Origin of the sequence: Haliea sp. E1-2-M8, assembly GCF_030649675.1 — a bacterium.
In the GTDB taxonomy this organism is placed as follows: Bacteria; Pseudomonadota; Gammaproteobacteria; order Pseudomonadales; family Halieaceae; genus Haliea.
This window is the reverse complement of sequence record NZ_JAUTDR010000007.1, coordinates 142,933-157,807: the sequence shown is the minus strand read 5'-3', so window position 1 is coordinate 157,807 and position 14,875 is coordinate 142,933. Positions and strand designations below refer to the sequence as shown.

The 14,875-nt window shown below is 61.5% G+C and carries 15 protein-coding genes; 8 read left to right on the top strand and 7 right to left on the bottom strand.

Translation table 11 applies throughout. The features are described from left to right. Positions 1-95: 95 nt before the first annotated feature. The 5 genes from Q6D67_RS07915 to Q6D67_RS07895 all read right to left on the bottom strand — a co-directional run bounded on the left by Q6D67_RS07915 (position 96) and on the right by Q6D67_RS07895 (position 2,919). Positions 96-389, bottom strand: coding sequence for an addiction module antidote protein (locus Q6D67_RS07915; RefSeq protein ID WP_304705052.1), 294 nt, complete (start codon positions 387-389; stop codon positions 96-98). A 332-nt stretch (positions 390-721) separates the two neighbouring features. Further along, positions 722-1,105, bottom strand: a complete 384-nt coding sequence (locus Q6D67_RS07910; RefSeq protein ID WP_304705051.1) for a DUF302 domain-containing protein — start codon at positions 1,103-1,105, stop codon at positions 722-724. A 116-nt stretch (positions 1,106-1,221) separates the two neighbouring features. Beyond that, positions 1,222-1,983 carry a VIT1/CCC1 transporter family protein gene (locus Q6D67_RS07905; RefSeq protein ID WP_304705050.1) on the bottom strand — a complete coding sequence of 254 codons (762 nt, stop codon included), beginning with the start codon at positions 1,981-1,983 and terminating at the stop codon, positions 1,222-1,224. Positions 1,984-2,098: 115 nt separating this feature from the next. Continuing rightward, positions 2,099-2,416 carry a quaternary ammonium compound efflux SMR transporter SugE gene (gene sugE / locus Q6D67_RS07900; RefSeq protein WP_304705049.1) on the bottom strand — a complete coding sequence of 106 codons (318 nt, stop codon included), beginning with the start codon at positions 2,414-2,416 and terminating at the stop codon, positions 2,099-2,101. A gap of 110 nt (positions 2,417-2,526) precedes the next feature. After that, positions 2,527-2,919, bottom strand: coding sequence for a gamma-glutamylcyclotransferase (locus tag Q6D67_RS07895; protein WP_304705101.1), 393 nt, complete (start codon positions 2,917-2,919; stop codon positions 2,527-2,529). A gap of 385 nt (positions 2,920-3,304) precedes the next feature. On the opposite strand from Q6D67_RS07895, the gene Q6D67_RS07890 reads away from it, so the two are divergent. Next, positions 3,305-3,904: an undecaprenyl diphosphate synthase family protein gene (locus Q6D67_RS07890; RefSeq protein WP_304705048.1), complete on the top strand. Its 600-nt coding sequence runs from the start codon at positions 3,305-3,307 to the stop codon at positions 3,902-3,904. A gap of 271 nt (positions 3,905-4,175) precedes the next feature. Here Q6D67_RS07890 and Q6D67_RS07885 read toward each other — a convergent pair whose 3' ends face one another. Further along, on the bottom strand, positions 4,176-4,760 hold the full coding sequence (locus Q6D67_RS07885; protein WP_304705047.1) for a hypothetical protein: 585 nt from the start codon (positions 4,758-4,760) through the stop codon (positions 4,176-4,178). Between the two features lie 318 nt (positions 4,761-5,078). Between Q6D67_RS07885 and Q6D67_RS07880 the strand changes: the two genes are divergently transcribed. From Q6D67_RS07880 to Q6D67_RS07865, 4 genes are all read left to right on the top strand, one after another. Next, positions 5,079-8,186 carry an error-prone DNA polymerase gene (locus tag Q6D67_RS07880; protein WP_304705046.1) on the top strand — a complete coding sequence of 1,036 codons (3,108 nt, stop codon included), beginning with the start codon at positions 5,079-5,081 and terminating at the stop codon, positions 8,184-8,186. 130 nt (positions 8,187-8,316) lie between these two features. Beyond that, positions 8,317-9,624: an amidohydrolase family protein gene (locus Q6D67_RS07875; RefSeq protein ID WP_304705045.1), complete on the top strand. Its 1,308-nt coding sequence runs from the start codon at positions 8,317-8,319 to the stop codon at positions 9,622-9,624. Positions 9,625-9,637: 13 nt separating this feature from the next. Next, a complete protein-coding gene (locus tag Q6D67_RS07870) occupies positions 9,638-10,657 on the top strand; it encodes a cytochrome P450 (protein ID WP_304705044.1) in 1,020 nt (339 codons plus the stop codon). Between the two features lie 54 nt (positions 10,658-10,711). After that, positions 10,712-11,065 (top strand): glycine zipper family protein, encoded by a 354-nt coding sequence (locus Q6D67_RS07865; RefSeq protein WP_304705043.1) that lies wholly within the window; start codon positions 10,712-10,714, stop codon positions 11,063-11,065. A gap of 33 nt (positions 11,066-11,098) precedes the next feature. On the opposite strand, the gene Q6D67_RS07860 is transcribed toward Q6D67_RS07865, so the two are convergent. Continuing rightward, a complete protein-coding gene (locus Q6D67_RS07860) occupies positions 11,099-12,319 on the bottom strand; it encodes an argininosuccinate synthase (protein WP_304705042.1) in 1,221 nt (406 codons plus the stop codon). Positions 12,320-12,450: 131 nt separating this feature from the next. Between Q6D67_RS07860 and pyrC the strand changes: the two genes are divergently transcribed. From pyrC to Q6D67_RS07845, 3 genes are all read left to right on the top strand, one after another. Then, positions 12,451-13,503 carry a dihydroorotase gene (gene pyrC, locus Q6D67_RS07855; RefSeq protein ID WP_304705041.1) on the top strand — a complete coding sequence of 351 codons (1,053 nt, stop codon included), beginning with the start codon at positions 12,451-12,453 and terminating at the stop codon, positions 13,501-13,503. Then, positions 13,500-14,135, top strand: a complete 636-nt coding sequence (gene rnt, locus Q6D67_RS07850; RefSeq protein WP_304705040.1) for a ribonuclease T — start codon at positions 13,500-13,502, stop codon at positions 14,133-14,135. The genes pyrC and rnt overlap by 4 nt, the downstream gene beginning before the upstream one ends. Before the next feature lie 215 nt (positions 14,136-14,350). Then, complete coding sequence (locus tag Q6D67_RS07845) at positions 14,351-14,857, top strand: DUF1269 domain-containing protein (RefSeq protein ID WP_304705039.1); 507 nt, start codon at positions 14,351-14,353, stop codon at positions 14,855-14,857. Positions 14,858-14,875 lie beyond the last annotated feature (18 nt).

Here is a 14,875-nt window from a genome sequence, read left to right as displayed (position 1 = left end):
TGCAGCTGGTAGCCGCCGGCAGATCCTGCCGAATGGCCCCGCAGCATCAGCGGTTGCGAAGGAGCCGTCAGACTGCTTGTGACGGTTAGCGCGCATTACGCGGCTGTTTGAAACCTGATTTGTAGTCCCAGCGCCCTGGCAATTTTCGCCACTGTAGCGAATGTGGGGTTGCCTTCCTCAGAAAGCGCCTTGTAAAGCCCCTCCCTGGAAATGCCGGCTTCTCTGGCAAGCTTGCTCATGTTCTTGGCGCGAGCAACTACTCCGAGAGCATGAATAATATCGGCGGGATCATCACCTTCGTCTTCCAGCACAGCCTCCAGATATACCTGAATATCCTCTTCAGTTTGGAAATATTCAGCTGAACCCCAGCGACTTGGCTTCACGGGCATTTTTACATCTCCAGTTGCAGGGCCGCCTTTCAAGCCGCCGCGCTGTTTTTACTCTGGGGCCGTTATTACCCCGTGTCAGACGCCAGGCTGCAAATATGTCTGCACACTAGTTCACAGCTTTCGATACGTCAACCATGGTTAACAGTCCCGGAGACCTCGACCTGCCGACTAAAGCTGCAGGCTATCCGCGCCGAATACATTCGGCGCGCCGCCACCGAAGGCTGCGAGACCCGCGAGCCAAGAGGCGAGAACAATGATCGTGAGCTGACTCATATTCCCTTACATCCAATGCCTCAACCAGCGGCGCAGTTTACTTGTTACGCGCTGAGCGTTTACTTTGCATCGTCGACCATCTGAATCGTCTTACGCTCAACGTCCTCGGACACCTGGACCAACGCTGCATCCTGGGAAAGCGATGCAAGCATCTGCGCCGGCTTGATCAGCCCAATCATGGTCTTGCCCTTGTCCGTAAAAACGGAAATGCGACATGGCAGCGCCATATTCAGACGCATATCGGTCGCCAGGACCTTGGCAGCTTCCGCTGGGTTGCAAACTTCAAATACCTTGCATTGTTCCTCGAATTCAATTCCTTTGCTGCGCAGGGTCGACCCCAGGTCGTGGACATGGAGAACTCCGAAACCATGCTGCTTAACGGCTGCGTCAAGGTCTGTAGCTGCTTGGTCGAATGATTTATCAGTTTCCACTATGTAGTACATGGGTCACCTCGCTCTTGGTTTTTGAAATATAACGCCTCGCATCAACTCAGGTGTGCAGATAGCGGGCACTGTGTCCAACTGCATGGGTTTGTTACGCTGGCCTGCTGCATGTGACGTTAACCAGTGGCAATGTTAAATATCTCTCGTAACATATAGGCTGCATAGTACGCCAGGGCTGCTGCTGCCCCCCCTGTCAGGAGCGTCCGTACTCCAGACAGAAATATGGGCTTCGCCAGAGCAAAACTCTTGAGCATCCCTATTGAAAAGAACATGGCCCCAGCAAGAAATGCACTTATCGCAAACTGTTGATTATTCTCAAGCGATGACATGATATACGGCATCAGCGGAACCGAACCCACTGAGATAAATGCCAGAAATGTGACGCCAGCGGATATCAAAGGCCTCTGTGCGGTCTTGCCAAGGCCATGCTCTTCGGCAAGCATTACGTCAAGCCAGATTCTTTTGTTCGCGGTGATGGTGTCAACCACCTGTTCAAGTAGATCACCGCTAAAACCCTTGGCTCTATATATCTGTCTGACTTCTTCCCGCTCACCCTCTGGAATTTCATCAATGTGTCTTTCTTCAGATTTTTTAATACTTTCAATAAAGTCTTGTTCTGCCTTGCTGGACTCATAGTTACTTATGGCCATGCTAAAACCATCAGCAATAAGGTTCGCAAAACCTAGTATCACTGCTACGGAAGATGGGAAACCAGCGCCAACCGAGCCGGAAACAACAGCAAATGTTGTTATGCATCCATCGATGCCCCCCAATACAGCATCAGAAATATATTGGCTTTTCCCGCCCTGAGACAAGCGCTTCCGAATCATGTCTGGATAATGCTCTCGAATGAGCTCTACCTTATGTGCGCTTTTCACTCAGGCGTCTCCGTAGGTTTGAGGGACGTCTCCGCGGAGACGCTTTCCGACTCCTTAGTAAAAGCGCTCAATAACCCCGCGTCAAGCCGCGCTCCCAGCGGTCGGCTTTAACCTGTCAGACATGGGCCAGTTTAAGGCCGACAATGCCGGCACATATCAAAGCCAGACTTACCATCTTGAGCATTTCAGTTGATTCGTTAAATAGCAAAATTCCCAGTACGGCCGTGCCGACAGCACCAATGCCAACCCACACAGCGTAGGCTGTACCGACAGGCAAGGTTTTAAGTGCCAGTCCCAGCAACAGGAAACTTGCAACCATCGAAATGACGGTACCCACCGTGGGCCAAAACCTTGTGAAGCCATCGGTATATTTCAGCCCGATAGCCCAACCTATCTCAAGCAGCCCAGCCAGGAATAAAATGATCCAGTTCATAAACCTCTCGGTGACAGGGGCCGTCCCCTTTCGCTTTGGAGAGGTGAGGTCGTCCTCACTTCATGATGCCTCGACGAATGCAGCAGAGCTTGATTTGCTGTAGTTGCTTGTTAACTGTGTATTGCACGCTGCTTTGCATCCCTTTCCCTGTCCCTATCTTCGACTGCCGCAACTGCGAATATCTTTTCGTGAATATAATCAGCGGGTAAAGAGGCCTCGTATGCACCGACAATAACGTGGTTTACGTACCAGGAGTAAGGACTTAGATCTACATCAATATCCCTAGCCACGTATGTCATTGCCTTTGCAAAGGAGCCTTTGCCAGCTACAACTACGACTTTTTTCTCGTCGTACCCATACCCAAGAGCTTCGGCTTTGTCCAAAGCCGACTTCTGCTGCAGATCAATCTCGAACACGACTCCATAAATGGCATGTTCCGGATTTGCGGTGTAGTAGGCATCAGGAAACTCCCTGTGACTAGAAATACCAGCATGGCTGTGCATCGACACCTCTGAAACCCCTAGCGCGCAGCATCAGCTGCGGTGCAGTATGTGCGGCTGCGCACTGACAGGAAACGCGCGCCGGAATTCAATTAACATCGCAGGACTCGAGGATCGCAAGCGATCTCACTGCTACCCGAACATTAGCCGAGGCTGCTGTCGACCAAGCCGGTTGCGCTGGAAGTCGTTCCAACAGAGGAGTTGCGATGAAGGGTTTTGTGCAAGATATCGAGAATCAGGCGACCCGAACTCGTGCTGACGCCGAGGCCGATACAGAACACTTCGACGGCAAAACCTCAGAGTGAAAGGTTCCGATCTGCTGCACCACCCGGTAAGTGCGAACTCGACCTCTGCGAGCGCCGTGAGCCCGCCGCGTAGGGCGCGACGTATGCCCCGGCACATAGGTTTCATCCCGGACGGCAACCGGCGATGGGCGGTACAGCAAGGTCTGCGCAAAGAGCAGGGCTATTCATGGGGCATAGCTCCTGGATTAACGCTTTTCGAAGCATGCAAGACGCTCGGCGTCGAAGAGGTTTCGGTCTACGGATTCACCCAGGACAATACGCGCCGCCCAACCGAGCAGGCCAACAGCTTTCGTGCTGCCTGCGTCGATTTCGCGCTGGAGATCTCGCGCCGAGGCGCCGCCTTGCTGGTCATCGGCAACGAGCAATCCAACCAGTTTCCCGCCGATCTGGCGGCGTTCCGGGTTCGTCACGGTACCGGCATCAAAGTCAACTTCCTCGTCAACTACGGCTGGGAGTGGGACTTGGCCGGCCTGAAGAATGGAGGACTGCGGTCCGCCGATATCTCGCGTCTGGACATGATTGTCCGGTGGGGCGGCGGGCGGCGCTTGAGCGGCTTCCTGCCCGTGCAGTCGGTCTATGCCGACATCTTCGTGCTGGACGCGCTGTGGCCCGACTTCCAGCCGCAGCACCTCGATGCTGCGCTGGCATGGTTCGGGCAGCAGGACCGCACCCTCGGTGGCTGAGGTGCTTCTGATCATGCCACACGAACTCGCCCTGGATTTTAACGAGCTTGAACTGATAGTCATTCATCTCGGCGATCACTTTGGGAGACCATTGCTCATTGAAGAGACCAGGATTGTCGTTGAAGTTTACCGCCTGATAGTTCATGCGAACTCCTTTTGGCCTCCAGTGTAACCGTGACCGCTGCAATGGCGACGCTTCTAACTGCCATATAGGCGAGCGCCTCGGTATTCTTGTCAAAACAAAGTCCTTGAATCGTCGCAAGCGCTCGGTCTAACACCCTAAAGATCTACTTCCACAAACAGGATCCGCTGCATCACCGTGCGGTTGTCCACCCGGCCGCCCAAAGACCCAACCAGCACCCCCATTGCCGCGATAAAGGTGCTGATTTTCATGCCGAAATGGATTGGAGCGGCGCACCGTTCGCCAGATGCTGCCGCGGTTCGCCGCCAGCCGCTGCGCCGTCAAACCGGCCGTGTCATCTGGCTCTCCCCAAAAGCGCGGACTGAACCGCTTGGTGGAGATCAGGCCCACATTGGTTAGGCGGCTGGGCAGCGCGACGATATAGGTCGTCAACTGCGATGAGATGTCTACTTCCGTCACCACCAGCAGGAAGTTCGGCTTGCGCTCCACTTTCTCGATCACGCCCAGTTGCAGCAATTCCAGCGGCGAGTAGCCCCCGTGCGCTGGTGTCAGGTGCGGTCCCACGAACTCGAACACCTCCAGGCGCAGGTTCGGCACGCGCTGCGCCAAACGCTGATCTACCAGCGTCACCGCCTCGTGTATCGCCGCCTGGAAGGCCTCATCCGGATTTTCCACAGGCGTCATCATCACGCCTATCAGGTATTCCTGCGCCATTACGCTGGCCTCCTGGTTTTCACCTTTTATTTGGCGAACCGTTCTGTGGCGACTACCACTATAGTGGCTGCCCTGCCGCACGTGATCCTTACCCGATAAAAAATGGTGATTTCAGTCCACCTGGATACTTGATTGGTGGCCCGTGGACTTCCCGGCCGCGATTCGACATCTCATGCTGCAAGCGTTGGATTTCTGGTTAAAGTTTAGATGGTTACCCTGAATATTAAAGCTCAAGTGTACGCTGCCGCTGAAAAATCCCCTTGCAATCCTCCCAAAGCATTATACTGTATATAAACACAGTACTGTTTGCCCACCCCCATGCCCTACGCCGAACTTCACAGCCTCACCTGTTACAGCTTCCTGCGCGGTGCCTCGCATCCGCAGGAACTGGTGCAGCGCGCCCAGGAGCTGGGCTATGCGGCGCTGGCCATTACCGACGAGTGTTCGCTGGCGGGGGTGGTCAAGGCCCATGTGGCGGCGAAGGAGGTGGGGCTGCCACTCATCATCGGCAGCGAGCTGAACCTGGTTGAGGGCATCCGCCTCGTCGCGCTGGTGCCGAGCCGGGCGGCCTATAGCGAGCTCTCCGGGCTGATCAGCCTGGCGCGGCGGCGCAGCCCCAAGGGGGAGTACCGGGTGGCGCTGCGGGATGTGATCTTCCATCTCAAGCGCTGCCTGCTGATCTGGCTGCCGCAGGCGGAAGGGCCGGACCAGGCCGACGAGGAGGCACTCGGCTATGGCCAGCAGCTGGCGCGATTGTGCAAAGGGCGGGTCTGGCTGGGCGTCACTCACCTGCTGGGTGGCGACGATGTGGCCCGGCACCTGCGGTTGCATGCCCTGGCCCAGGCCCTGGACCTGGCGATGGTGGCCTGTGGCGCTGTGCAGATGCACGTGGCGGCCCGCAAGCCCCTGCACGATGTGTTCACCGCGCTGCGCTACAACACCAGTGTGGCCCGGCTCGGGCGCCGGCGGCTGGGCAACAGCCAGCAGCACTTGCGGCGGCTGGACAAGCTTGAGCAGCTCTACCCCCCTCCCCTGCTGGCGGCGACGCTGGATATCGCCCGCCGCTGCCAGTTCAGCCTGGAGGAGCTGCGCTATGAATACCCGGAAGAAGTGGTACCGCCGGGGCAGACCGCAAACGGCTACTTGCGCGAGCTGGTGGAAACGGGCTGCGCCGTGCGCTGGCCCGGGGGCGTCTCCGCGGAGACGCGAGCGCGCATCGAGTACGAGCTGGAGCTGATCACGGAACTGCACTACGAGTACTACTTCCTCACGGTGTACGACCTGGTGCGCTTTGCCCGGGAGCGCGACATTCTCTGCCAGGGCCGCGGGTCGGCGGCCAATTCGGTGGTGTGCTATTGCCTGTTCATCACCGAGGTGTCGCCGGAGCAGGTATCGCTGCTGTTCGAGCGCTTTATCTCGCGGGAGCGGGACGAGCCGCCGGATATCGACGTCGACTTCGAGCACGAGCGCCGCGAGGAAGTCATCCAGTACATCTATGACAAATACAGCCGCCGACGGGCAGCACTGGCCGCCACGGTCATCACCTATCGGGCGCGCAGCGCGGTGCGGGATGTGGGCAGGGCCCTGGGGCTGGACGCGGTGTTCGTGGACGACCTGGCGAAATCCATGGCCTGGTGGGACCGCAGCTCGGACCTCGGCAAGCGCTTCGAGGAACAGGGCGTGGCCGGGCACAGCCAGCTGGCGGCGCTGTTCCAGCAGCTGGTGCAGGAGATTCTCGGCTTCCCCCGCCACCTGTCACAGCACGTGGGCGGCTTTGTGATCAGCCGCGGGCCGATCTCCCAGCTGGTGCCGGTGGAGAACGCCAGCATGGTGGACCGCACCGTGATCCAGTGGGACAAGGAGGATATCGAGGCCCTGGGCCTGCTCAAGGTGGACATCCTCGCCCTGGGGATGCTCTCGGCCATCCGCAAGAGCCTGGCGCTGGTGCACCGGGATCACCCCCGTATCCACGGCCTGGCGGATATCCCCCGGGACGATGCCGCCACCTGGCGCATGCTGCAACAGGCGGATTCGGTAGGCGTGTTCCAGGTTGAGTCCCGGGCGCAGATGTCGATGCTGCCGCGGCTGCGGCCGGCCTGTTTCTACGACCTGGTGATCCAGATCGCCATCGTTCGCCCGGGCCCCATCCAGGGCGACATGGTGCACCCGTTCCTGCGCCGCAAGCAGGGTCTGGAGGCCGTCACCTATCCCAGCGAGGAGATCCGCTCGGTGCTCGACCGCACCCTGGGGGTACCCATATTCCAGGAGCAGGTGATCAAGCTGGCGATGGTGGCGGCGGGCTTTTCCGGTGGCGAGGCGGACCAGCTGCGCCGGGCCATCAGCAACTGGGGCAAGAACAGCAAGCTGCTCAGCTTCGAACAGAAGCTGGTCCGCGGCATGATCGACCGCGGCTACGAGGAGGATTTCGCCCACCGCCTGTTTGACCAGATCAAGGGCTTTGGCGGCTACGGCTTCCCGGAATCACACTCCGCCAGCTTTGCCCTGCTGGCCTGGGTCTCCGCCTGGCTCAAGTGCCACCACCCGGCGGCCTTCTTTGTGGGCCTGCTGAACAGCCAGCCGATGGGCTTTTACTCCCCCTCCCAGCTGCTCCAGGACGCCCGCCGCCACGGGGTGGCAGTGTTGCCGGTGGATGTGAACCAGAGCGCCTGGGACCACCAGTTGCTGGCCGCTACCGATTCCGGGCAGGCGCCCGTTCGCCTGGGCCTGCGGCTGGTAAAGGGCCTGAGCCGCGATGGCGCCCGGCGCCTGGTGGAGGCACGGGCGCGGGAGCCCTTCCGCCAGATCAGCCAGCTGCGGCAGCGGGCGCAGCTGGACAAGCGCGACCTGGAAGCGCTGGCGGATGCGGATGCGCTGGCCTCCCTCAGCGGCAACCGCCACCAGTCCCAGTGGCAGGTCATGGCCCTGGAACAGCCCCGGCCCCTGCTGCGGGAGGAACAGCAGCAGCCCGCCAGCTATTTCAATGACGACGTCCAGCTGCCGGCGCCGGCAGTGGCGGAAGAGGTACTGGCGGATTACCGCGCCACCGGCCTGACCCTGCGCGCCCATCCGCTCAGCCTGCTGCGCGAGCAGTACCCCTTCAACCGCTGCAAGCGCCACGCGGAGCTGCATACGGTGGCAAACAGGGGCTTTATCCGTATCGCCGGCCTGGTTACCTGCCGCCAGCGTCCCGGCAGCGCCTCCGGGGTGCTGTTCCTGACCCTGGAGGACGAAACCGGCAGCAGCAATGTCGTGGTCTGGACCCGCACCCAGGAGCACTTCCGGCGGGAACTGATGAACGGCCGGTTGCTGGTGATAAAGGGCACCCTGGAGCGCAAGGACGGGGTCACCCACATCATTGCCGGCGCCCTCCACGACTACAGCGAGGCGCTGGCAGAGCTGCCACTGCAGTCGCGGGATTTCCGCTGAGCCCGGGGTAAATGCCTGAAGAATGCCTGAAGAGAACCGGGCAATTGGCCGCAAATGACCCCCATCTGCCCTGCAGATTTTGGCATACTGCGTCTACTTTCATTACCGCAATAATTACAAGGAGCTCAACATGCCCTCTTTGCACACACCTGTCAGCCGCGCCCTGGCCCTGACCACCGCGCTGCTTGGCAGCCTGGGAGCGCAAGCTGCCACCACCGTCATTCACGCCGGCACCCTGCTGGCGGTACCGGGCCAGCAACCGCAGACTGAGCAGACCCTGGTCGTTGTCGACGACAAGGTCAGCCAGGTTCTGGACGGCTACCGTGAGCCGGCGGATTTCGCGGAAGACGCGCAGCTCATCGATCTGAAAGACGGTTTCGTAATGCCCGGCCTGATGGATATGCACGTTCACCTGCAGGGAGAGCTGGGCCCGCAGAATGACAGGGAAAACCTGAAATATTCCTCCCAACTGGTGCAGATGCAGTCGCTGATGTACGCGCTGCGCACGCTGGATGCGGGTTTTACCACCCTGCGCGATGCGGGCTCCCGGGAACAGGAAATGTACGCCGTGCGCGACGCCATCAACCGCGGCTGGATTGACGGGCCGCGGATCATCGCCGCCGGCGGCGTGGGAGTGACCGGGGGCCACAATGACGTCAGCGGCATGAAGCCGGAACTGATGGAATTGTACACCGACCGCAACGTTTGCGACGGCCCCTACGACTGCCGCCGCGCCACCCGGGACGCCGTGAAGTACGGCGCCGACCTGATCAAGATCACCTCGACCGGCGGCGTACTGACCGACCGTGCTACTGGCACCGGCCAGCAGATGGAGATGGATGAGCTGAAGGAAGTGGTCGGCGCTGCCCGGCGCATGGGCCGCAAGGTCATCAGCCACGCTCACCAGGAGGAAGGCATCATCGCCGCCCTGGAAGCGGGCGTCGACAGTATCGAGCACGGCACCTACGTCGGGCCCGAGTCCATCAAGCTGTTCAAATCCACCGGCGCCTACCTGGTCCCCACTTTGCTGGCGGGCCACACGGTAAAAATCATGGCGACGGAATCGGACTTCATGAGCCCGGCGATCCGCGAAAAAGCCATCCGCGTAGGCAACGACATGCAGTCGAACTTCGCCAAGGCCCACAAGGCCGGGGTTAAAGTGGCCTTCGGCACCGACACCGGTGTGTCCGCTCACGGCGACAACGCGCAGGAAGCGGTGTTGATGCACGAAGCGGGCATGACGCCGATGGAGGTCCTGGTCAGCGCCACCGTCAACGCGGCGGACCTGATCGACATGTCCGACAGCCTCGGCACCCTCGCGGCAGGCAAGCAGGCCGACATTATCGCCCTGCAGAACTCACCGCTGGAAAATATCGAAAGCCTGCTGGACGTGGGCTTTGTGATGAAGGGCGGCAAAGTTTTCAAGCAGCAACTCTAGCCAGGAGACCACCGTGACCGCTGCCAGTAGCCACAAGCAACAAGCGTGCTTCAAGCCCGCCGACGTGCTTGACCCCCACATCATGGGCGATGAACGGACCATGTACGCGCTGTTCGACCACCTCAGGGCGAACGACCCGGTGGCCTGGGTGGAACACCCCGACTACCGCCCGTTCTGGTCCCTGAGCCGCTACGACGACATCAAGCGCATCGGCAGCGAGAACGACTTTGTCCGTGACATCGCCATGCTCTACCCGCTGCGCATCATCCTCTCGATTCTGGGTCTGCCGCGGGCAGCGGAGTCGACCATGCTCAAGCTGACCCAGCAACTGTTTGGCGGCCAGGACCCGACCCTGCAGCGCGGCGACAGCCAGACCGCCGGCCTGGAAGTGCTGAATGACTTCGGCGCCTACTTCAGCGAGGTCATCGAGGACCGCAAGAAAAACCCGCAGGACGACCTGGCGACGGTGCTGGCCAATGCAGAGGTGGACGGCGAGCCGATGAACGTCCTCGACCAGGCCAGCTACTTCATCATCACCGCCACCGCCGGCCACGACACCACTTCCGCGACCATCGGCGGCGGCATGAAGGCCCTGCTGGAGCACCCGGATCAGCTCGCCCTGTGGCGCGGCCGTCCGGACCTCGACAGCGGCGCCGCCAAGGAAATCATCCGCTGGGTGTCACCGGTGCGGCACATGGTGCGCACCGCCACCGAGGACCTGGAGCTGCACGGGCGCCAGATCCGCGCTGGCGACAATATCGCCCTCTGGTATCCCGCCGCCAACCGCGACCCGGAGGTCTTCGACCACCCCAACCGCCTGGATCTGCAGCGGGACCCGAAACTCCAGCTCGCCTTTGGCTACGGTTCCCACATGTGCCTGGGCCAGCATCTGGCTGCGCTGGAAGTATCCTGCTTCTTTCGCGAGCTGCTGCCGCGGCTGCAGGACATGGAACTCGCCGGCAACCCGGAATGGGTCAAGGCGATCTTTGTCGGCGGCCTGAAATCGCTGCCGGTGCGCTACACTCTGGTCTGAACCCTTGGCAACATTCGCTGCCAAAATCAGAGCACTGAAGCCGACGAGGTCACTATGAAATTGCCACACAGGGTGTTGCCAGTCGCAGTCCTCGCCCTGGTCGCGTGCTCGGGCACGCCCCGACCCATCGTCGATACCAAGGGCGTCGACATGAACCAGTACCATCAGGATATGGCTGAATGCCAGCGCTTCGCCGAAGAAGTTAACGTCGCCGGCGGCGTGGCGCGCGGCGCCGGGGTTGGAGCGGCGGTGGGGGGTGCCATCGGCGCGGTGCGGGGCAGCGGTACCGAGGGCGCGGCCACCGGCGCCATCAGCGGCGGTGCTACCTCAGGTATCAAGAATGACCGGGAGCGCGAGCGGGTGGCCAAGAACTGCATGCGCGGGCGCGGCTACCGGGTGCTGAACTGACCCACTATCACTCCAGGCCCAGCGCACCGGGGCTCAGAACAGCTTGCGCCCCTTGTTCGCGGCGATGCGCATGCGCAGGGCGTTGAGCTTGATAAAGCCCTCGGCATCCTTCTGGTTGTAGGCGCCGGCATCGTCTTCGAAGGTAGCGATGCTTTCGTCGAACAGGCTGTCGGCGGACTGGCGCCCGGCGGGGATGACATTGCCCTTGTACAGCTTCAGCCGCACCTTGCCGTTCACATTCAGCTGGCTCTGGTCGATCGCGGTCTGCAGCATCTGCCGCTCCGGTGACCACCAGTAGCCGTTGTAGATCATCTCGGCATAGCGCGGCATCAGGTCGTCCTTCAGGTGGGCAACTTCCCGGTCCAGGGTGATGGACTCGATCGCGCGGTGGGCCTTGAGCATGATGCTACCGCCGGGGGTTTCGTAGCAGCCACGGGATTTCATGCCCACGTAGCGGTTCTCCACCAGGTCGAGGCGGCCGATACCGTTGGCGCCGCCGATCTTGTTCAGGCGCTCCAGCACGGTAGCCGGGCTCAGGCGCTCGCCGTCGATAGCGATGATGTCACCGCGCTCGAACTCCAGCTCAATGTAGGTGGGGGTGTCGGGTGCCGCCTCCGGGCTCACGCTCCAACGCCACATGTCTTCCTCGGCTTCCGCCCAGGGATCTTCCAGGATGCCGCCCTCATAGGAAATGTGCAGCAGGTTGGCGTCCATGGAATAGGGGGATTTCTTCTTGGCGCTGCTGAAGTCGACCGGGATATCCCGCTCCTTGCAGTAGGCCATCAGCGTTTCCCGCGAGGTCAGGTCCCACTCGCGCCAGGGGGCGATCACCTTGATCCCGGGCTTGAGCGCATAGGCGCCCAGCTCGAAGCGGACCTGGTCGTTGCCCTTGCCGGTAGCGCCGTGGGAAATGGCCTCGGCGCCGGTCTCGTTGGCGATCTCAATCAGCCGCTTGGCGATCAGGGGGCGGGCGATGGAGGTCCCCAGCAGGTACTCACCCTCATAGACGGTGTTGGCGCGGAACATGGGATAGACGAAGTCGCGCACGAATTCTTCGCGCAGATCATCGATATAGATCTCCTTCACGCCCATGGCCTTGGCCTTGGCGCGGGCGGGCTCGACTTCTTCACCCTGGCCGATGTCCGCGGTAAAGGTCACCACCTCGCAGCCGTAATTGTCCTGCAGCCAGCGCACGATGACCGAGGTATCCAGGCCGCCGGAATAGGCCAGCACCACTTTCTTGACGTCAGACATGATTTGCTCCGTTTGCAGGGCTTTAAAGGGCCGGTATTCTACTCCGGGGCGCCGGGTGATTCCCAGCCCGTATTCCAGTGACGTGGGGTTTACGTTACCATCCCGGCTGACATTCCCTGCCCTGGCCCCCTGTGACTGAACTCACCATTACCCGCCCCGACGACTGGCACGTACACCTGCGCGACGATGCCGCCCTGCCCCATACCTGCGCCGACATGGCACGGTATTTCGGCCGCGCCATTGTGATGCCGAACCTGACCCCGCCGGTGACCACGGTGGCGGCGGCCGGCGCCTACCGGGACCGTATCCTGGCCGCCATGGCCGGCCTGCCACGGCAGTTCGAACCGCTGATGACCCTGTACCTGACTGACCGCACCGACCCCGCCGAAATCCAGCGCGCTGCGGACTGCGAGTTCGTACATGCGGTCAAGCTCTACCCCGCGGGCGCCACCACCAATTCGGATGCCGGTGTAGCCCAGCTGGAGGCCCTGTATCCGACCCTGGAAGCCATGCAGGCGGTGGACCTGCCGCTGCTGGTGCACGGCGAGGTCACCGCTACCGGGATCGATATTTTTGATCGGGAAAAAGTGTTCATTGACCGCCATCTGGCGCCGATCGTGCAGCGTTTCCCGGGTTTGCGGGTGGCATTGGAGCACATCACCACCGCCGATGCGGTGGACTTTGTCAGCACCTCGCCGACCACCGTGGCCGCCACCATTACCGCCCACCACCTGCTGCTGAACCGCAACGACTTGCTGGTGGGGGGCATCCGGCCGCACCTTTACTGCCTGCCGGTGCTGAAGCGCAATACCCACCAGCAGGCGCTGATCCGCGCGGCCTGCTCCGGCAGCCCGAAGTTCTTCCTCGGTACCGACTCCGCGCCCCACAGCACCGCGAGCAAGGAGACGGCCTGCGGCTGTGCCGGCTGCTACACCGCCCATGCCGCCATCGAGCTATATGCGGAAGTGTTCGAGAACGAGGGCGCCCTGGCGCTGCTGGAGGGTTTCGCCAGCCACTTCGGGCCGGACTTCTACCGCCTGCCGCGCAACAGCGACCGCATTACCCTGCGCAAGGACAGCTGGCAGGTGCCGGCCAGCCAGCCCCTGGGCGACACCACGCTCACTCCGCTACGAGCCGGGGAAGCCGTGCACTGGCGGGTACTGTACCGGGACACGGCGGTTTGACTGAAGCCAGCGGGCAGCGCATCTGCGACCGCTTTCGCGGCTTCCTGCCGGTGGTGGTCGACGTCGAGACCGGCGGCTTCGTCGCCGCCACCGACGCCATCCTGGAAATCGCAGCCACCATTGTGCGCATGGACGAGGACGGCAATCTGGGCGTGCACCGCACCTTCAATTTTCATGTCAAGCCATTCGAAGGCGCCAACATCGAGCAGGCGGCGCTGGATTTCACCGGCATCGACCCCTGGCACCCCTTCCGGGAAGCGGTCGACGAGGCGCAAGCCTTCGACGAGCTGTTCAAGGTGGTGCGCAAGGAGGTGCGCGACCAGAGCTGCAACCGCGCCATCCTGGTGGGTCACAACGCCCATTTCGACGCCGGCTTCGTCAACGCCGCCGTGGAGCGCTGCGCTATCAAGCGCAATCCCTTCCACCCCTTCTCGTTCTTTGACACCGCCACCCTCGCGGGCCTGGCCTACGGCCAGACTGTCCTGGCCAAGGCCTGCAAGGAAGCCGGGGTCGCCTTCGACAACGCCGAGGCACACTCCGCCGCCTACGACGCGGAGCGCACCGCCGAACTGTTCTGCGAGATCGTCAACCGCTGGAAGGATTCCGGCGGCTGGATGCCCGCGTTCTCCTGAGACCAGAAGGCCATCACCCCACCGGCAAATCAGCCTGTCAATTCTGCCCGCATCAGCTACATTAGTAACAGGTAATGAATAGCGAGGTGGGTAGCGTGAGTAAAGACAGCGCGGCATTCAGGAACGGACTCATCATAGTGGGCACCCTTATCGGCCTCACGGTCGTGATCATCCTGTTCGCCAGATACATCGGCTAGCAAACGCAAGGATTCGGCATGAAGAGACTGTGTTTTTTGTCCCCGGACCTGGAGCACGCCCGCCAGGTGGTGGCGGACCTCAGGAACAACGGTATTGCAGAAGAGCATATCTACGCCCTGGCCCGCCACGGCGTCGACATGGAGGACCTGCCCGATGCCGGCCCCGAGGCGGACGACTTCCTGGCCGGCTATGAACGCGGGCTGGCACTGGGCGGCAGCGCGGGCGCGCTCGCGGGCCTCACCGCCCTCGCCTTTCCCCCGGCAGGCATCGTGATCGGCGGTGGCTTCGTGCTGCTGACCGGCCTGTTCGGTGCCGGGATCGGCGGTCTGCTGACCAGCATGGCCGGGGCCGCCTTTCCCAGTTCACGCCTGCAGGAGTTCGAGCAGGCCATCGAGGACGGCAACATCCTTATCATGGTGGACGTTCCGGCCAGTGAAGTTGACGTGTTTGAAACCCTGATCAGGGGCCTGGACCCGGAAGTCAGCGTTGAGGGCATTGCACCACCGGCAAAACTGGTTCCCTGACCCGGGAGCCGCGGGCCT

What these genes read in the sequence shown, in the direction of transcription:
- Q6D67_RS07915 (WP_304705052.1), bottom strand. Translation starts at nt 389, where the DNA reads ATGCCCGTGAAGCCAAGTCGCTGGGGTTCAGCTGAATATTTCCAAACT.
- Q6D67_RS07880 (WP_304705046.1), top strand. Translation starts at nt 5,079, where the DNA reads ATGCCCTACGCCGAACTTCACAGCCTCACCTGTTACAGCTTCCTGCGC.
- Q6D67_RS07885 (WP_304705047.1), bottom strand. Translation starts at nt 4,760, where the DNA reads ATGGCGCAGGAATACCTGATAGGCGTGATGATGACGCCTGTGGAAAAT.
- Q6D67_RS07845 (WP_304705039.1), top strand. Translation starts at nt 14,351, where the DNA reads ATGAAGAGACTGTGTTTTTTGTCCCCGGACCTGGAGCACGCCCGCCAG.
- Q6D67_RS07875 (WP_304705045.1), top strand. Translation starts at nt 8,317, where the DNA reads ATGCCCTCTTTGCACACACCTGTCAGCCGCGCCCTGGCCCTGACCACC.
- Q6D67_RS07895 (WP_304705101.1), bottom strand. Translation starts at nt 2,919, where the DNA reads ATGCACAGCCATGCTGGTATTTCTAGTCACAGGGAGTTTCCTGATGCC.
- sugE (WP_304705049.1), bottom strand. Translation starts at nt 2,416, where the DNA reads ATGAACTGGATCATTTTATTCCTGGCTGGGCTGCTTGAGATAGGTTGG.
- Q6D67_RS07860 (WP_304705042.1), bottom strand. Translation starts at nt 12,319, where the DNA reads ATGTCTGACGTCAAGAAAGTGGTGCTGGCCTATTCCGGCGGCCTGGAT.
- Q6D67_RS07890 (WP_304705048.1), top strand. Translation starts at nt 3,305, where the DNA reads ATGCCCCGGCACATAGGTTTCATCCCGGACGGCAACCGGCGATGGGCG.
- Q6D67_RS07865 (WP_304705043.1), top strand. Translation starts at nt 10,712, where the DNA reads ATGAAATTGCCACACAGGGTGTTGCCAGTCGCAGTCCTCGCCCTGGTC.
- Q6D67_RS07910 (WP_304705051.1), bottom strand. Translation starts at nt 1,105, where the DNA reads ATGTACTACATAGTGGAAACTGATAAATCATTCGACCAAGCAGCTACA.